Raw genomic sequence first — 16,161 nt, 5'->3', positions numbered from 1 at the left:
ATTATAGAACAAAGAAATCATATTAATAAATAATGTTCCTCTTAAAAAATTTCAATTCAAGTAAAAAATAAATATAAAAAAATAGTTTAATCATTAAATTTAATTTAAGCCATACAAAACAATTAATTAGAGTAATGTTGGGTGAAATTATTGTTTTTTATCCTTAAATTGCATTTGAAATACCTCATTATAAGGGGTAAATTTTACTCCACAGCTCAATCATTTACTGTGTTACTAACTTCAGTTTTTCAACTAAAGTTAATGAACAGAAATATCAAATTCTTCACTATTTTAGGGAGGTAAAGTGGAACGTATTATTATCCCAACTCACTATATTCATGTTCGAGCAACACCGCTTTGGACTAAAGACACTGCCCCTAAATCAATTTGGGAAAGACATCTAGATAAAGGAACTCGCCAAGGGGTTTACCCTAAACTATCGGTTATGCAAGGAACGATTGTGTATTACGCATATGCAGATGAATTCAGTCAAAAACCAACTGAAACACTTGTAATCAATGCAGGTGAATTTGGTGTATTTCCACCAGAAACATGGCACAAAATAGAAGCTAAGACTGAAGATACTGTTTTTAACGTCGATTTTTATGTCGATCCTAAAATACTTGCTGAAGACTAAAAGGACGGATGATGGATAATGAAAATAAAGGCTACTTGTTAGAGCTAATTAATACTGATACTCAAGAAAAATCTCAAAAAAATTTTCTTAACCCTAAAATTTTATATATTCCTGAGGTTGCTACAAAAGAGATTTTACTCTTAATCGATGAACTAAAAAATAAAATTAATATCGATTCACAAGCCATTTCTTTAGTACTAACAAATAAAAATAACGGTGTTTCTGTCGATAAGGAAAGCGCATTAACCGATCTCTTGAATCCCGAGTACTCAAGCTTAATAGTAAAAGATCTCATCAATATAGTACGTGGTTATGATATGGATGAAGAAACAAATGTTTGTGGTTGGTGATCACCATTATTAAAGTAATAATAAATCAAATTCATCTTTGTTATTAATAATAAAGGTGAATTTGATTTTTTTAACACTTAACGAGAAAATTGCAGATCATTTTTTAGAAGTTTATCAATCATCCAATATCCTGCTTTTCCGGGTGGATTATTTCTCGACCAAACTAAATCAATATCTATTTTTTTCGGAAATTGGTCATAATTTAAGCTAACCAATAAATTATGACCAAATTGCTCAACAAGCCAGGTAGGTAAAATCGCCCATCCCATTTCTTGTTCCGCCATTTCTAATAGTAATAAATAATTAGGTGCTAACCAATTTTTTTCACTATTAATAACGAATTGAGCACGGCTGCTCAGCCTTAATTGACGATGCATTGTTAAATGTTGATAACCAATCTGTTTTTCTTTAGCAAGAGGGTGTCTTTTATGTGCATATAATCCTAACTCACCGCTCACTGGTAGACGAGAAAAAGCAATATCCGCTGGATATTCTATTCGTGATTCCATCATACCAATATGTGCCTGCTTATTTTGCAGCATATTAATGACATCATCATTTTCAGCAACGAGAAATTCAAATTCGATATGAGGAAATTCTTTATCTAGAATTTTTAAGAGTTGTTCAGAATAAGGCGGTTGGTACATATCAGAAAAAACACAACTTAATCGAGGTTCCATCTCTGGTGATAATTCTATTCTTAATGCCTGTAATCGTTCATCAGCCACTAAAATATCCTCAACTAAACTTAATACTTTTTGACCAGCAAAAGTCAGTATTGATTCTCTTCCTTTACGTTCGAATAATTCGAAGCCCATATCATCTTCAAATCCTGTGATAGTGCTACTAACTGTAGATTGGCTTTTATTTAATTTTCGGGCAGCGGCAGAAAATGATTTTAGTGAAGCTGCTTCTACAAATGTACGCAAAGTTTCTATGGAATAGTTCATATGGTATCGACTTTTTCGATGGCACCTATTTTGTATATATACAAAATATCACCAATAATTGCATCTGTTTTTTGCTAAATAATTACTTTGAGGTGGGATATGAGCCAATATCAGAAAACATTTACTGAGCGCGTTTTTCATGCTGTTTCATTTGAAGTCATTGCTATTGCAATGACAGCGCCGCTGAGTGCATGGCTTTTGGGACGCTCAATTTTTCAGATGGGAACTGTCGCTATTGTTTTATCAACATTAGCCATGCTGCTAAATCTATTTTATAACATGATTTTTGACCGTTATTGGCCGTTATCAAAAGGTTTAAGACCAGCCAAAATACGGATCATTCATGCGATTGGTTTTGAATTTAGTTTTGTGATTATTGGTTTACCTATATTGGCATTCTTATTAAGCATGTCATTATGGAATGCATTTTTATTAGAAATTGGCTTCTTTATTTTCTTCCTTTTCTATACTTATGCATTTAACCTAACTTACGATAGATTGCGTGAAAGTTGGTTTGATCGTAAAGAAAAAAGCATTATTGCACGCAATTAATAACGATGTACTTAAGCACTTAATAAGCTATTATTAAGTGCTTTTTTATTATCACTATTAATAAAAATAAATTAATCTCACTAAACTTTTCTACTCATCATCAAATAAATGAGTCAGTGTTTTTCTATACTGTGTTTTTGCCGTTAATATTTTAATACCACCAGCAGGCTGTAGTTGTTCTTTATCTCGTGTTATTTTTCTCATTTCATCAACGCGTAATTCATCATTAAGGAGATGTTCTAAGGTGCTCATACTGACAATTCTGTATATTGTTTGATAAACTCCTTGGGTTGTTCCTAATTTATCAAAATAATAGTAGCTATTTTCTTTTTTCCACACTTCACCATAACGATGATAAGTCACATCTCCCAGCTTTTTCCACTCACCTACTGTATTTTCGTCTAGGAGATAAAGGTGCGTACTACGAGAAATTAATCCTGGTGATTTATTTCCTCCCCAACTTTCTGATGTTTGTAAAAAATAGATTTTACTATTATAAGAAAAAACTAGTGGTGCTATCTCTTTCCAATAGCCTTTTAAGAACGGATTATCCCCAGCTCTACGGATTTTCTTTTGTTGTGTGTCATAAAAATAAACACCTTGATTAGATAAAAATAAGCCATGATAAACATGCCCACCATAATGACTTATTACTTTATAAGGTGCATTGTCTAAGGGAAAATCGATATTATTCATCGATATTTGCCCTGTGTTAGGCTCAAATAAATAAGCATTTTGATATAAATTACCAATATAGAAACTATATAAATCTGGGCTATTCTTTATACCTAACTTGTGCTGCTTATAATAAACATTAATTTTATCATGATGATAAAGATGACTTTTTCTTAAAGATCCATCGTTATACAATATATTAATTGATTTTAACTGTTCAACGGATGCATTAGGCATCAAATTTCCTTCATAAAACACTTGCTCTCCATTACTAATTAAATCAGCCTCAAGTATAGGTTGATAAGGTGTTTTTGATAAAGGAAGCGTTCTCATTGGATAGTAAAACGTCTGAGGTTTTTCGCCAAATGACCAACCGTATAACCATGTTTGATATAATTCTTTAAGGCTAGATAATTCGATATTTTGTAACGTAAAAGGCGCACAATAAAGGGTGTTTTTACCGTCTGAAAAATAGCTATGTCCTAATGCTTTTACTTTATTAGGATCAAGATCAGGAATAATACGGTTACCGCAATAACCATTATTCTTATCTATCGCAAATTGACGTTCTCGGTAATTAAACTTTTTTGATAACATTCTGAAGCTACTAGGATCAGCAAATGCAATGACATACTCTCCATTGCTAGGCACAGTTGCATAAATTTTGTCGTTATAGAGCGTAAAAATACTGTTTCCAATTTTTTTACCATTATCAATATCACTTCCTGATACTTTATAGAAAGAGAGTATTAAGCCTGACAAAAATACAATCGATATTAGAATAATACCAATACTAATCATGACAATAAATTTAGATATCTTCATAAAATGATATAAAATCTCTTAAGATTCAGATAATAACGATAAATTTTAATATTGTATTTATGCTAACATGACTTAATAAGCCTCAACAGAAAATTAAATTTATAACACTATGATAATATTCTGATAAATAATCATTTTTAGATTAAAAACATAACGTTTAACAAAAAAGGAATTTAAGTATGATATTTTTTATTAGCTATATGCTTTTTGCTATATTTCTAATTGCAACATTAGCATATTGGAGTTTTTCTGCATTATTTCCTAAAGCTCCACCAACCACGCTGTCATGCCTTTTGATAAGAGTACTTATTGGTGTATTACTCATTATCGTGGATATTAGTCTTATTTTGGTTTTTTTAAGCCAAGTACTGTGATTTAAATTATGTTTAACATATGGAGGGATATTTTAAGAATAATAAATTATAAATATTCCTTTTTCTCTTAAATATCCCATTATTTGAAATAAAAAATAGACAGATAACCATCAATGATTTTATTTCTATCCTAAACTACCTATCACCTATCACCTATCACCTATCACCTATCACCTATCACCTATCACCTATCACCTATCACCTATCACCTATCACCTATCACCACATATTTTTCTTAAAATTTATATAAACGGACAGATTATTGTCCAATTACGAGCAAAAAACGTGATTATATAAGCAGAATAAACTTAATTAAACACTATCATCTTAACAAATGTAATAAATTTTTAACAAGTGAGGATGATATGAAAAAAAAGAGTAGCATTGCATTTATTAGAAAAAAATTAATTAAAGATAATTCCATCTATGTAAAAGAACTCAGTGTTCTGCTTCATGTATCAGAAAGAACGGTGAGGAGATATATAGATGAATTACAGCTTTTAGGGATAGCCACTAAATTTCATGGTGGCGTAAAATTACAAAAAATTGAGCTTGAACCCATCATAACCCAAACTATTGATGAAACTAAAGTTATTCATATTAATAGTCAAAAACAAAAAAGGGACAGAAAGGATGTCGATAAATGTGCATTATATATCTTGGGATCATTTAATTTAGATGTTGTCACGGAAGTGGAACGATTTCCCTTTGTAGGGGAGACAATCAAAGCAATATCCACAAATTTTTTCCCCGGCGGTAAAGGAGCAAACCAAGCTGCAGCGGCATCAGAGCTAAATGATAATGTGCATTTTTTCGTTAAAGTAGGCGATGATTCATTTGGTGCAACTGCAGAGAAATATTTTAGTACGACAAAAATAGGCTCATACACATTAATTAAAGATCCCAATGCAAAAACGGGAAATGCCCTTGTTATGGTTGAGAATTCCTCTGGAAACAATAGCATTGTTATTGATCTAGGTGCTAATGCAACGATTACTAAAGCAGAAATTCTTTCCGATATTAATCACCTGCAATCGGCAAAAATTTTTCTTACCCAATTAGAAAATAATATAGAAGCGACAAAATTTGCCATTGAAATAGCAAAAAAGTCGGGGTGTTACATCATTCTGAATCCAGCCCCCTACTCTGATCAAATTATTTCACATTTACCCTCTGTTGATTTATTAGTTCCCAATGGAACAGAAGCAGAATTGATATCAAATATTAAAATCGATAGCGTTATTTCGGCACAAGAAGCCATAAAAGCAATATACAACTTAGGGGTTAAAGAAATAGTAATGACGCTTGGTGACAGTGGTGCACTTTATTTCAATGGCACCACAATGAAATATTATAAAGCAATGAGTGCTTCTGTTGTTGATACAAGTGGCGCTGGTGATGCCTTCACAGGCTCCTTGGCTGCAAATTTGATTGAAGGCAAGAATATAGATGAAGCCATCAAATTTTCTATCGCTTATGCATCATTAGCGGTTGAGAAGAAAGGTGCATCATCAATGCCATCTCGTACAAGTGTTGCTGCCAGACTCAAAAAAGAGTGTATGTAAGGGAAGTGTATAAATAACCCACCCCGTTCATAAGTTATATAATCGAGGTTGTTATGAAGTATTTAATTTTTGTCATTAGCCTTCTCTTAATATTTACAGTGGCATCTTCTATCAGTTTTAAAGCTCGTGAAATAAGAAAAAAATTTATTCCAATTGTAGTTCTTTTATTAATAGAGGCTATTGTTGCTTTTATACTTTTGCATACATCTGTCGGAACAACAATTCTTAATACAACGACTATTGGCATAGAATATTTAGTGCATCATGCAAATAAAGGTATTGATTTTGTATTTGGGGATATCAGCACTAAAACACCTATTGTGTTTGTTGTTGTTGCTCTAATGCCATTGGTATTTATTTGTTCAATTATTGGAATATTAAAATATTTTGGTATTCTTCGATTGATTATTCTGACCATCGGATACCTTATTAATAAAATTGCCAAAGTAGGTAAACTTGAATCTTTCTCTGCAGTTAGTGCTGTCGTCGTTGGCATGATGGCGGTATATGTATCAATTAAAGAGTACATTCCAAATTTAACAAAACCACAAATGTATACAATAGCTGCGTGCTCATTGTCTACTGTCGATATTGCAATACTTGGCGCATACACTCAAATGTTATCTCCTCAGTTTGTCTTTATCGGTGTGTGCCTAAACTTTTTCAGTACTTTCGTTATTGTTTCTATTATTAATCCTAATGATCCCATTGAGATATCAAGTAATTTCTCTGGTCCGAAAAATGAACACCACAGCTTTTTTGAAGTATTAACAGAACATATGTTAGATGGCTTTAAGTTAATTCTAGCTATAGTTCCTATGCTGCTCGGCTTTATCGCTTTAATTAGTATGTTGAATGATATTTTCTTACACATCATAGGTATAAGTTTCCAAGGGCTTCTTGGATATCTTTTTTCTCCTCTCGCTTTTGTACTTGGTGTTCCTTGGCAAGACAGCATTCAATTTGGACAAATTATTGCTACAAAGATTTTAACTAATGAATTTGTTGCCATGATTGATTATATCAAATTAGAGGATCTGAGCCCAAGAACTGAGGCCATTATGTCAGTCTTTCTTATCTCATTCGCAAATTTTGGTTCTGTAGGAATGATTATCGCCTGCGTCGCCAGTATCAGTAAAGAGCATGGAAAAATGATAGCAGCAAATAGCTTTCGATTGATCGTTGGTTCAACGTTAGTCAGTTGTTTATCTGCAACTATGGTCGGTGTTTTTGTTAGTTAATGTTTATTTTTCAAGCACTCTATTTCTATTCATACCATTACTATTCAATGCATTACGGTAATTATTAACGGAGAGGTTATATGACTAAAATTATTATAGATTGTGATCCGGGCGTAGATGATGCTATTGCAATTTTACTCGCATTGGCATCACCTGAAATTAAAGTTATGGGGATTACAACTGTCGCAGGAAATGTTGAACTTGATAAAGTCCATGAGAATGCCCGCAACATTCTTTCATTTGTGTCACGCCCCGACATCCCTTTAGCCAGAGGATGTGAACGACCTTTGATTGCGCGTCGAGGAAATAAAACACAAGTACACGGTAATAACGGCCTTGCGGGTGTAACGTTACCGAAATCCAATTACACTTATCCTGATATACATGCTGTGGATTTCATTATTGATACTGTGATGTCTAATCCTAAAGAAATTACCCTTTGCCCGACAGCCCCACTTACCAATATCGCCATGGCAATGCTAAAAGAACCCAGGCTTAAGGATAATGTGAAAGATATCGTTTTAATGGGAGGAGCTGCATTTCGTAATGGGAATATAACACCAGCAGCCGAATTTAATTTTTATGTCGATCCACACGCGGCACATATCGTCTTCGACACTGCGGAACACATTACTATGCTGGGACTAGATGTCACCCATAAGGCTGATATTCGAGCAGGGTTATGTCAATCGTTAGACCAAGGTAACATCATTGCTAGAACAGCAGCAAAAATGTCTCGTGGATATGCCGCATTTGATCCTTTTTTACATGATCCTTGTGTAATAGGTTATTTAATCCGCCCAGATATTTTCACCGGTATAAATGGCCATATTGATATTGAGTACGAATCACGCAAACTCTTTGGTTTAAGTTTTGCAACAGTCCATGATGATTCAATACCACCTAAAAATAATAGTAGTTTAAATGAATGTCGTATGAATACGATGATAATCACCGACGTTCAATCGGAGAAATTAATGTCACTGATATCTGAACGAATTTTATCTTTGTAAACTAAATCAAATAGAAAGAAATACAGAGAAGTGTAGCTTCTCTGTATCAAACTTTATGATATTATTTTTTATACTTTTTTATTTGAAAATTAATATTATTCTTCCTAACAATAATTGATTAATATCTTGCCAAGAACAAAACAAGAAATATCCTAATAATAATCATGTACTCTATTTAAAAATAAATAAGTCTATTATGATGATCAACATCGTAGCAAGAGGATGTTGGTATTTATATAACAAACATATATAACAATAAATTAGGATAAAGGAACATGACTAGTTATAAAAAATTAATGGCTTTAATCGTTATATTATTTACCTTCATAATCGGGAGCGCATATGCAGAACAACGCCCTGATGTGGCAGATAATGTTATTGCCTATAAAGGCCAACAAGGGGTGATTGTTTGGACTCTGCGTATTGGTGATCGTAATGCGAATGAAGCATTAGTGCAGATCGAAAGTATTGACCATGACTGGAATTTAAAAATTCAGAAGATGCAGGTCGAAAAAACAAGTAAAGATACCCGATACTCAATAAATATCAATGGCAATAAATTTGTTGCTCTAATTATTGAGAATAAATGCTGTGGTAATCTGTACATACCTGAAGAATCTCAACCTATATCAGTAAATTACTCTGAAGGAATATCCCATGAAGGAAATGCACAAGCATTTCTCACGGATTACCTTCAAGTTAAAAAGAATGAAAAATAATATTAATACCAATTTGGCCACAGTGTTGCATATAAAGAACGATCAAATATGCAAATCATTATGGTAACGCCTCATGTATTTTTTTGTTGGCGTCAATTCAACCAGATAATTGTTGTGTTACATTATCCTTTTTCTTATTACTGACTATTATTAATTTTCTTAACTATTAGTTTTATATTGGGGGGATTAAATATTAAGGGGGATATAACATCTTCCATTTATACCCCAAAAAATGGAGCTTTCAAGAGACATCAGGAGACAATGATTTTGTTGGAATGCTTGATTTACTTGGAATTTGGGAGACTTCAGGAGACGCTAGGAGATGATGAGATGGCGGAGGAGGAGAGATTCGAACTCTCGGATGGTTTCCCATCGGCGGTTTTCAAGACCGCTGCCTTCAGCCGCTCGGCCACCCCTCCGCAATGGGGAGCAATATAAACACCTAGGCTTATATTGTAAAGGCCTTATTGTACTGTTTGCCGTAAAATTAAACGCATTACAAGTCAATGGCTTAATTTATCAACGATTTATGGGTTCTACTTGGGTATCTTCCTTATTTTTGCTAAATTAGCACTATTATTTTTGATTGGTCATAATGCGCATGTTTGTATTTAACGGAAAAGAAATCGAGACAGATAGTCACGGTTACCTAAAAAATAGCAATGAATGGAACGAAGATATGGTTCCTACATTAGCTGAAATAGAAGAAATTGAACTGACGGAGCAACACTGGGAAATTATCCGCTTTGTTCGCCAATTTTATTTAGAATTTAATACCTCCCCTGCTATTCGTATGCTGGTAAAAGCCCTTGCACAAAAATATGGCGAAGAGAAAGGCAATAGTCGTTACCTTTATCGTCTATTTCCTAAAGGCCCTGCGAAGCAGGCTACAAAACTGGCTGGTTTACCAAAACCCGTTAAATGTATTTAAAAAATTAGCTTTTAATAAAAGCTAATTAAAAAATCATTAAAAACTATATTACTCATAATGGCGGATTGAAAAATCTGCCATTGGTTCATATTCACAGTTTATCGCAGACCAAAATGTAATTTTGGCACTTCTGGGCCCCCCCATTTCTAGCCAACTTTCAAATTCTTTTAATGCATCTTCTTTCGCAAATGCTCTTACTCCCACACTGCCGTCATCACGATTCCAAACATAACCTGTTATTGGTTTTCTTTTCATCCATTGATAAGTAAAAAAACGAAAACCAACACCTTGTACACGCCCTTGAATAATATATTCTCGACCTATTCTCATTTGATCTCCTGGTAGTGTTTTTACAATAAAAATTCTGTTCAGGTTATTGTCTTTTCTTTATACAATAGATAATCTGATTTTGTGAGGGTCTTTATTCATAATGAAAGCAAAGGATTATATTTTTTTTAAATCCTTGAAATTTCACTTTATGCCCTCATATATATAACCAATATGCAAGGCTATTTGGAGGTGATACTATGATGACCACCAGCAAATTTGGGATAGGACAGCAAGTTAGACATAAATTACTCGGCTATTTAGGCGTTGTTGTCGATGTGGATGCTGAATATTCCCTTGATCAACCTAATGAGGATGATATTGCATCTAATGTGACCTTGCGAGCAGCACCTTGGTACCATGTTGTAATGGAAGATGATGAAGGGCAACCTGTTCATTCTTATCTTGCTGAAGCGCAGATAACTTATGAAGTTTCAGATGAGCATCTAGATAATGACTCATTGGATGAATTATCATTATCTATTCGAAGTCAATTACAGGCACCACGATTAAGAAATTAATTTAATAATCTCGCTAGAATGCTATCTGAATCTCAAACAATAATCGCCGAATTTATTTTCGGCGATTTTATTTAGGTGCATTACCAAGGAAGACCATGAGCCTCTATTTCTTTTTTAGGACAACGATCCATAACCACTCTTAATCCTGCTTTCTCTGCTAATTCTTTAGCTTCCTCATTGATTACACCAATCTGTAACCATAATACCTTAGCTTTAATTCCAATGGCTTCTTTTGCAATTTCTAATGCAACAGAAGACTGGCGAAAAACATCAACCATATCGATTGCAACAGGAATATCTTGTAATGAGGTATAGCATTGTTGACCCAACAACGTTTGCCCAGACATGCTTGGATTCACAGGGATAACATCATAACCTTGTTCTAATAGGAATTTCATGACCTTATAGCTTGGGCGATCTTCTTTATTGCTTGCGCCGACAAGAGCGATTGTTTTAACACTTCTTAAAATGTCATAAATGTCTGAGTCCACCATTTACCTACTCCGTTCATCATGAAGATTGAAAATATTATGATACATCATAGTATCTTGATCCGTTCATAGCTTATAAGATAAAAAAAAGGTATTTTGACAACTGGAACAATAACTGTATTTATTTTTAAAGGTATCAAATGGAACAAATTGACCGCACGCTCTTAAAAGAAAAAAATATCGCGCTTGTTGCCCATGATCACTGTAAAAGCTCATTACTGGAATGGGTTGAAAATAATCGTGAACAACTGTCCCTACACAAGTTATTTGCAACCGGAACCACCGGTAATTTAATTAATCACCACACAGGCCTTTCTGTTACTCAAATGCTAAGTGGCCCAATGGGGGGTGATCAACAAATAGGTGCCATGATTGCTGAAAAGAAAATTGATATTATGATTTTCTTTTGGGACCCGTTAAATGCAGTTCCACACGATCCGGATGTAAAAGCGCTTCTGCGCTTAGCGACAGTGTGGAATATTCCAGTTGCAACCAATCGTGCAACTGCAAACTTCTTAATTTCATCACCTCTGTTCTCACAAGAATCTATAATTAAAATTCCTGATTACGAAGGTTACTTAAAAGAAAGACTAAAATAATCCTAAGGTTTTCGCTGTATAGGAACACCTTGAGATTTTAGCTCTGACACAAAACAGGATGGCTGTTGTTTATTAAACAGCAGCCATACTTGTTTTTTCGCTCTTGTTAATGCGACATACATCAAACGTCTTTCTTCTGCATTAGGATAATCTTCAACTTTTGGTAATAGTGCTAACTCAATAATTGATTCTCTTGCTGGGGCAGGAAAGGCATCTGTTCCCTCTTGCAGGCCTAAAATGATCACATAATCTGCTTGTTGCCCTTTCGATGCATGAAATGTCATAAACTCTAAATTTAAATTAGGCCAACGTGTCTTTGCTTTTTTTAATAATTCTGGTTTCAAGTAATGATAACGGGCTAATAAAAGAATCGTTTCATCTTCACCGACATAGCCACTCATCTTATTTAATAAGCTTTCGAGCTGATCATCAGCTAGCAACACAACTGCCTTTTTATTACCTTTGACTAAGCTATTTAAAGGTTTAGATAATTGCGATGGGTTTTGTTGAATAAACGTATTTGCCACATTCCCTATTGTGTCATTAAAACGATAGGTCGTATCTAATGCGCATTCTGCACCGTCACCAAAGATATGATGAAAAGACGTCGTTAATAATAACTCGGCACCACTAAAACGATAAATAGCCTGCCAATCATCACCTACAGCAAATAAAGATGTTTGTTTATTTTGTTGTTTTAATGCCGTTAATAATGAGGATCTAAGAGGAGAAATATCTTGGAATTCATCAACAAGAATATGCTTCCATGGGCTTATAAAACGTCCTTTTTCAATAAGACTGATAGCTTGATGTAGTAAGCCCGAAAAATCGATCGCCTCTTCTTCTTTTAATGCCGATTTCCAAGCTTTTAATAATGGTGCTAATAATTTTAAATATTTTTTAAATATTTCAGTATATTCAGATTGTACACTTTCAATCAGTAATTTTTGGCTACCGCCCTGCATTCTTAATAAGCCAATCCAACGTTCTAATCTTACCGCAATTTGATTTTCTAATTTTTTATCATGCCAAAACTCACCTTCTGGAATATCCCATTCAAATTCTTGAGATAACCACTCTCGCCATCCTTTTGCTTGTGCTTTTTTCTGCTGGCACTGATTTCGCCATTCACCTAATAATAATGCCCTTCTTTTTTCACTGTTTATTTCAAGCTCACTAATTTTAGGTTGTTTTTTGGTCGCTTGTTGAATAATCGATAATGCTAGAGCGTGAAACGTTTTTGCCATAATATCAACATTTAAACGTGATGAAAGCCGTTCATTCATTTCTTGCGCGGCTTTACGACCAAAAGCCAGTAATAAAATTTGATCAGGTTGAGCTAAATGACGGCGCAGTAACCAGCCAACCCTTGCCACTAATACTGATGTTTTACCACTTCCCGCACCGGCTAAAACTAAAATATTTTCTTCACCATTAATAACTGCGCGACATTGTGATTCATTTAGTGGAGATGATTCAATGGTATTAAAAAATTCCGTATGCGCATTTAGCATTTGTGTTATCCATGCAGAATTTTCTTTATTAATAAGCTGATCACCCTGTTTTAGCCATTCTAAACATTGGTGATAAAGTGCTTGGCAATGATCAAATTGAGTGAGACGTTCAAGTGGAAGAGGCAGTGCAGAAAAACTCTCTTTAATGGATTGTTGAATTTCACTCAAATGGGATTGCTTTATCCATTTATTTGATTGTGTGATTTCAGCGATATTCTGGAGTTGTTTCTCAAGAACTTGAGCGCTTATTTCGCTCATTTCTTTACTCCAATTTTGCCATGTTTGGTAAAGGTAACGATAAAATTGCTGAGTTTCTTCCCAATCTGTTCCATGTAATCGAACAACTTTATCTTCAGGAAGTAAAAATTCTAATTCACCCCATACAATTCCCTTTTTACAGAAAATATTAATCAACTCGTTAAAAGGAATTAAATATTGATGTTTTTCACCGCTGACTTCAATGCCTGCATTTAACAATTTGACGCTATTATAAGGATGTTGTGCTAAACGTTGTCCCATTGGGGTGGATTTCAGTTCCATACTGTAATTCCTACAATAAATAACAAATAGTCTGTTGTTAGGCTCTTTTTAATCGGTGATAAACCCTATATTCTAAGAGGTAATTATCTTCATTTTGTTTATTTAAGGGCTTTTTGTGTTTACTTTGCTAAATGGCGCCCGCCGATTTATCTATAATAGCCACTTTCTCTATTATATTCGCATAATAATCGCACTTACGGGAACGACTTTGTTTCCTTGGGTTTTAGGGCAAGAGCCGAAATATACCATACCACTCACTTTAGGTGTGGTTGCGGCGGCACTAACTGACTTAGATGACAGGCTTGTTGGTCGCTTAAAAAACCTTGTCATTACTTTATGCTGCTTTCTACTTGCTTCGGCATCAATAGGATTGCTTTATCCATACCCAATTTTATTCTTTTTGGGTTTAGCAATTTCTACTTGGGGATTTATTTTACTCGGGGCTTTAGGGCAACGTTATGCCACAATTGCTTTTGGTGCTTTACTAATCGCTATTTATACCATGCTAGGAATGCCTATTTTTCCAGAATGGTATGAACAACCTGTTTTACTGTTATTAGGGGCAATTTGGTATAACGTACTCACTTTAATTGGTCATTTATTATTCCCCATCCGACCTGTTCAAGATAATTTAACCCGATGCTACCAACAGCTTGCGACATACCTTGAAGCTAAAGCCACTTTATTTGATCCAGATATTGAAGACGATTATCAACATTCGCTTTATAGTTTAGCAATGGCAAATAGCCAGCTCATTGATACTATGAATCAAACTAAAGTCGCATTATTAAGCCGCTTAAAAGGTGATAGAGGCCAGCGCAGTAGCCGCTTTACACTTCACTATTATTTTGTGGCTCAAGATATTCATGAAAGAGCCAGTTCATCCCATGTTCAGTATCAGCTACTAAGTAATGAATTACGCCATAGTGATGTGCTTTTTCGTTTTCAACGTTTACTGTCTATGCAAGCAAGAGCTTGTGAACAAGTAGCCCAATCCATTCTTTGGCATAAAAAATATCAACATAACCCCGCACTTGAACGCTCTATTAATTATTTAGAAAATGCATTAAGTCATTTAAAAAATACGACATCAGAACCACAATTAATGACGCCTTTAAATAATTTATTACAAAATCTTCAAGGCATTGATGCGCTTTTACGAAGCATTAGTACAGAGCAGTACCAAATATCACATGATCAAAAAGAAGAAACTCAACTTTCTGATGATGGTTTAACAGGGTGGCGAGATATTGCATTAAGAATAAAAGAACATCTCACGCCTAAATCGGCTCTTTTTAGGCATGCCGTTAGAATGTCATTAGTGCTCTGTATTGGTTATGCCGTTATTCAATTTTTCCAATTAGACAGAGGCTATTGGATATTATTAACCAGCTTGTTTGTTTGCCAACCAAACTACAATGCCACTCGCCGGCGTTTAACATTACGTGTCAGTGGTACCATTATTGGCATTTTAATCGGTTTTCCTATCTTATATTTTGTTCCTTCAATTGAAGGGCAGTTAGTTTTGATTGTGATAACAGGTACCCTTTTCTTCGCATTTAGAACGATACAATATGCACATGCCACACTCTTTATTACCTTATTAGTCTTGTTGAGCTTCAATTTACTGGGCGAGGGTTATGATGTTGCCCTTCCTCGTATTATTGATACCTTAATTGGTTGTGCAATTGCCTGGTTTGCTGTCAGCTTTATTTGGCCCGATTGGAAATTCCGCCAACTGCCTTTAGTTATTCAAAAAACAATGACCAATAACTGTTATTACCTTGATGCTATCCTCATTCAATATTATCAAGGGAAAGATAATAGCTTGGGTTATCGAGTTGCTCGGCGTAATGCTCATAGCAGTGATGGCGAATTAGCATCACTAATTTCAAATATGTCATCAGAACCTAAAAGTTATCAAGCCTCTCAAGAAGCAGCTTTTCAATTACTCTGTTTGAATCATACCCTGCTCAGCTATATTTCCGCATTGGGTGTTCACCGTTCTAAAATAGAAAATGAAAACGTACTTGCTCTGCTTAATGATACTGTCTGTTATATTGATTCTGCTTTACGGCGTAAAACACCGCAAGATAAGGCTTTTAAACAATCTCATGTAGAATTGATTGAAAGGATCAATACATTTCCTAACGCAGATGATGGTCGTATTCAATTAATACTAACTCAAATTCGATTATTGTTAGATTTACTACCACAAATCATTAACTGTATCCAAATTATTGAGCAAGGTGAACTTAATAGCCTATCTCAACCACCAGTTTAATGATTAATTGATGCTATTTTCTCTAATCCCTATAAGGACATTAGAGAAAATAG

At 34.4% G+C, this 16,161-nt stretch carries 17 protein-coding genes and 1 tRNA gene; 12 read left to right on the top strand and 6 right to left on the bottom strand.

The genetic code is table 11. From position 1 onward, the window contains the following. Positions 1 to 304: 304 nt before the first annotated feature. On the top strand, positions 305 to 637 hold the full coding sequence (locus tag INT04_RS00650) for a DUF1971 domain-containing protein (RefSeq protein ID WP_193014248.1): 333 nt from the start codon (positions 305 to 307) through the stop codon (positions 635 to 637). Positions 638 to 648: 11 nt separating this feature from the next. Then, positions 649 to 987: a DUF1869 domain-containing protein gene (locus INT04_RS00645; RefSeq protein ID WP_193014247.1), complete on the top strand. Its 339-nt coding sequence runs from the start codon at positions 649 to 651 to the stop codon at positions 985 to 987. A gap of 77 nt (positions 988 to 1,064) precedes the next feature. On the opposite strand, the gene INT04_RS00640 is transcribed toward INT04_RS00645, so the two are convergent. Next, positions 1,065 to 1,937: a LysR family transcriptional regulator gene (locus INT04_RS00640; protein ID WP_193014246.1), complete on the bottom strand. Its 873-nt coding sequence runs from the start codon at positions 1,935 to 1,937 to the stop codon at positions 1,065 to 1,067. Between the two features lie 99 nt (positions 1,938 to 2,036). Here INT04_RS00640 and INT04_RS00635 point away from each other — a divergent pair, with 99 nt between their 5' ends. Further along, the gene (locus tag INT04_RS00635) at positions 2,037 to 2,489 is read left to right on the top strand and encodes a multidrug/biocide efflux PACE transporter (protein WP_193014245.1); all 453 of its coding nucleotides are present in this window, start codon (positions 2,037 to 2,039) and stop codon (positions 2,487 to 2,489) included. Positions 2,490 to 2,579: 90 nt separating this feature from the next. Here the strand turns inward: INT04_RS00635 and INT04_RS00630 are convergent, their stop codons facing one another. Further along, on the bottom strand, positions 2,580 to 3,989 hold the full coding sequence (locus INT04_RS00630; RefSeq protein ID WP_193014244.1) for a DKNYY domain-containing protein: 1,410 nt from the start codon (positions 3,987 to 3,989) through the stop codon (positions 2,580 to 2,582). Between the two features lie 179 nt (positions 3,990 to 4,168). On the opposite strand from INT04_RS00630, the gene INT04_RS00625 reads away from it, so the two are divergent. The 5 genes from INT04_RS00625 (at position 4,169) to INT04_RS00605 (ending at position 8,901) form a co-directional block, all read left to right on the top strand. After that, positions 4,169 to 4,363, top strand: a complete 195-nt coding sequence (locus INT04_RS00625) for a hypothetical protein (protein WP_193014243.1) — start codon at positions 4,169 to 4,171, stop codon at positions 4,361 to 4,363. A gap of 365 nt (positions 4,364 to 4,728) precedes the next feature. Next, positions 4,729 to 5,928, top strand: a complete 1,200-nt coding sequence (locus INT04_RS00620; RefSeq protein WP_193014242.1) for a ribokinase — start codon at positions 4,729 to 4,731, stop codon at positions 5,926 to 5,928. A gap of 53 nt (positions 5,929 to 5,981) precedes the next feature. Beyond that, the gene (locus tag INT04_RS00615) at positions 5,982 to 7,169 is read left to right on the top strand and encodes a NupC/NupG family nucleoside CNT transporter (protein ID WP_193014241.1); all 1,188 of its coding nucleotides are present in this window, start codon (positions 5,982 to 5,984) and stop codon (positions 7,167 to 7,169) included. A gap of 80 nt (positions 7,170 to 7,249) precedes the next feature. Further along, on the top strand, positions 7,250 to 8,182 hold the full coding sequence (locus tag INT04_RS00610; protein WP_193014240.1) for a nucleoside hydrolase: 933 nt from the start codon (positions 7,250 to 7,252) through the stop codon (positions 8,180 to 8,182). Positions 8,183 to 8,457: 275 nt separating this feature from the next. After that, entirely contained in the window at positions 8,458 to 8,901 is a 444-nt protein-coding gene (locus INT04_RS00605) for a hypothetical protein (RefSeq protein ID WP_193014239.1), read from the top strand. Between the two features lie 331 nt (positions 8,902 to 9,232). Here the strand turns inward: INT04_RS00605 and INT04_RS00600 are convergent. Further along, positions 9,233 to 9,320 (bottom strand) — tRNA-Ser (locus INT04_RS00600). 182 nt (positions 9,321 to 9,502) lie between these two features. Here INT04_RS00600 and tusE point away from each other — a divergent pair. After that, positions 9,503 to 9,832 carry a sulfurtransferase TusE gene (gene tusE / locus INT04_RS00595; RefSeq protein WP_193014238.1) on the top strand — a complete coding sequence of 110 codons (330 nt, stop codon included), beginning with the start codon at positions 9,503 to 9,505 and terminating at the stop codon, positions 9,830 to 9,832. A gap of 48 nt (positions 9,833 to 9,880) precedes the next feature. Here tusE and INT04_RS00590 read toward each other — a convergent pair whose 3' ends face one another. Then, positions 9,881 to 10,162, bottom strand: a complete 282-nt coding sequence (locus INT04_RS00590) for an acylphosphatase (protein ID WP_193014237.1) — start codon at positions 10,160 to 10,162, stop codon at positions 9,881 to 9,883. 197 nt (positions 10,163 to 10,359) lie between these two features. Here INT04_RS00590 and hspQ point away from each other — a divergent pair, with 197 nt between their 5' ends. Beyond that, positions 10,360 to 10,680 (top strand): heat shock protein HspQ, encoded by a 321-nt coding sequence (gene hspQ / locus INT04_RS00585; protein ID WP_193014236.1) that lies wholly within the window; start codon positions 10,360 to 10,362, stop codon positions 10,678 to 10,680. Between the two features lie 80 nt (positions 10,681 to 10,760). Here the strand turns inward: hspQ and INT04_RS00580 are convergent, their stop codons facing one another. Continuing rightward, entirely contained in the window at positions 10,761 to 11,174 is a 414-nt protein-coding gene (locus INT04_RS00580; RefSeq protein WP_193014235.1) for a CoA-binding protein, read from the bottom strand. A 137-nt stretch (positions 11,175 to 11,311) separates the two neighbouring features. Between INT04_RS00580 and INT04_RS00575 the strand changes: the two genes are divergently transcribed. After that, on the top strand, positions 11,312 to 11,770 hold the full coding sequence (locus INT04_RS00575) for a methylglyoxal synthase (RefSeq protein ID WP_193014234.1): 459 nt from the start codon (positions 11,312 to 11,314) through the stop codon (positions 11,768 to 11,770). A gap of 2 nt (positions 11,771 to 11,772) precedes the next feature. On the opposite strand, the gene helD is transcribed toward INT04_RS00575, so the two are convergent. Then, positions 11,773 to 13,824, bottom strand: a complete 2,052-nt coding sequence (gene helD, locus INT04_RS00570) for a DNA helicase IV (RefSeq protein WP_193014233.1) — start codon at positions 13,822 to 13,824, stop codon at positions 11,773 to 11,775. A gap of 115 nt (positions 13,825 to 13,939) precedes the next feature. On the opposite strand from helD, the gene yccS reads away from it, so the two are divergent. Then, on the top strand, positions 13,940 to 16,108 hold the full coding sequence (yccS, locus tag INT04_RS00565; RefSeq protein WP_193014232.1) for a YccS family putative transporter: 2,169 nt from the start codon (positions 13,940 to 13,942) through the stop codon (positions 16,106 to 16,108). The last annotated feature ends 53 nt before the right edge of the window (positions 16,109 to 16,161 follow it).

This window comes from Proteus sp. FME41 (genome assembly GCF_014897315.1).
In the GTDB taxonomy this organism is placed as follows: domain Bacteria; phylum Pseudomonadota; class Gammaproteobacteria; order Enterobacterales; family Enterobacteriaceae; genus Proteus.
Note: the sequence above shows the minus strand (reverse complement) of the source record. Positions and strands in the feature narration are given on the sequence as shown.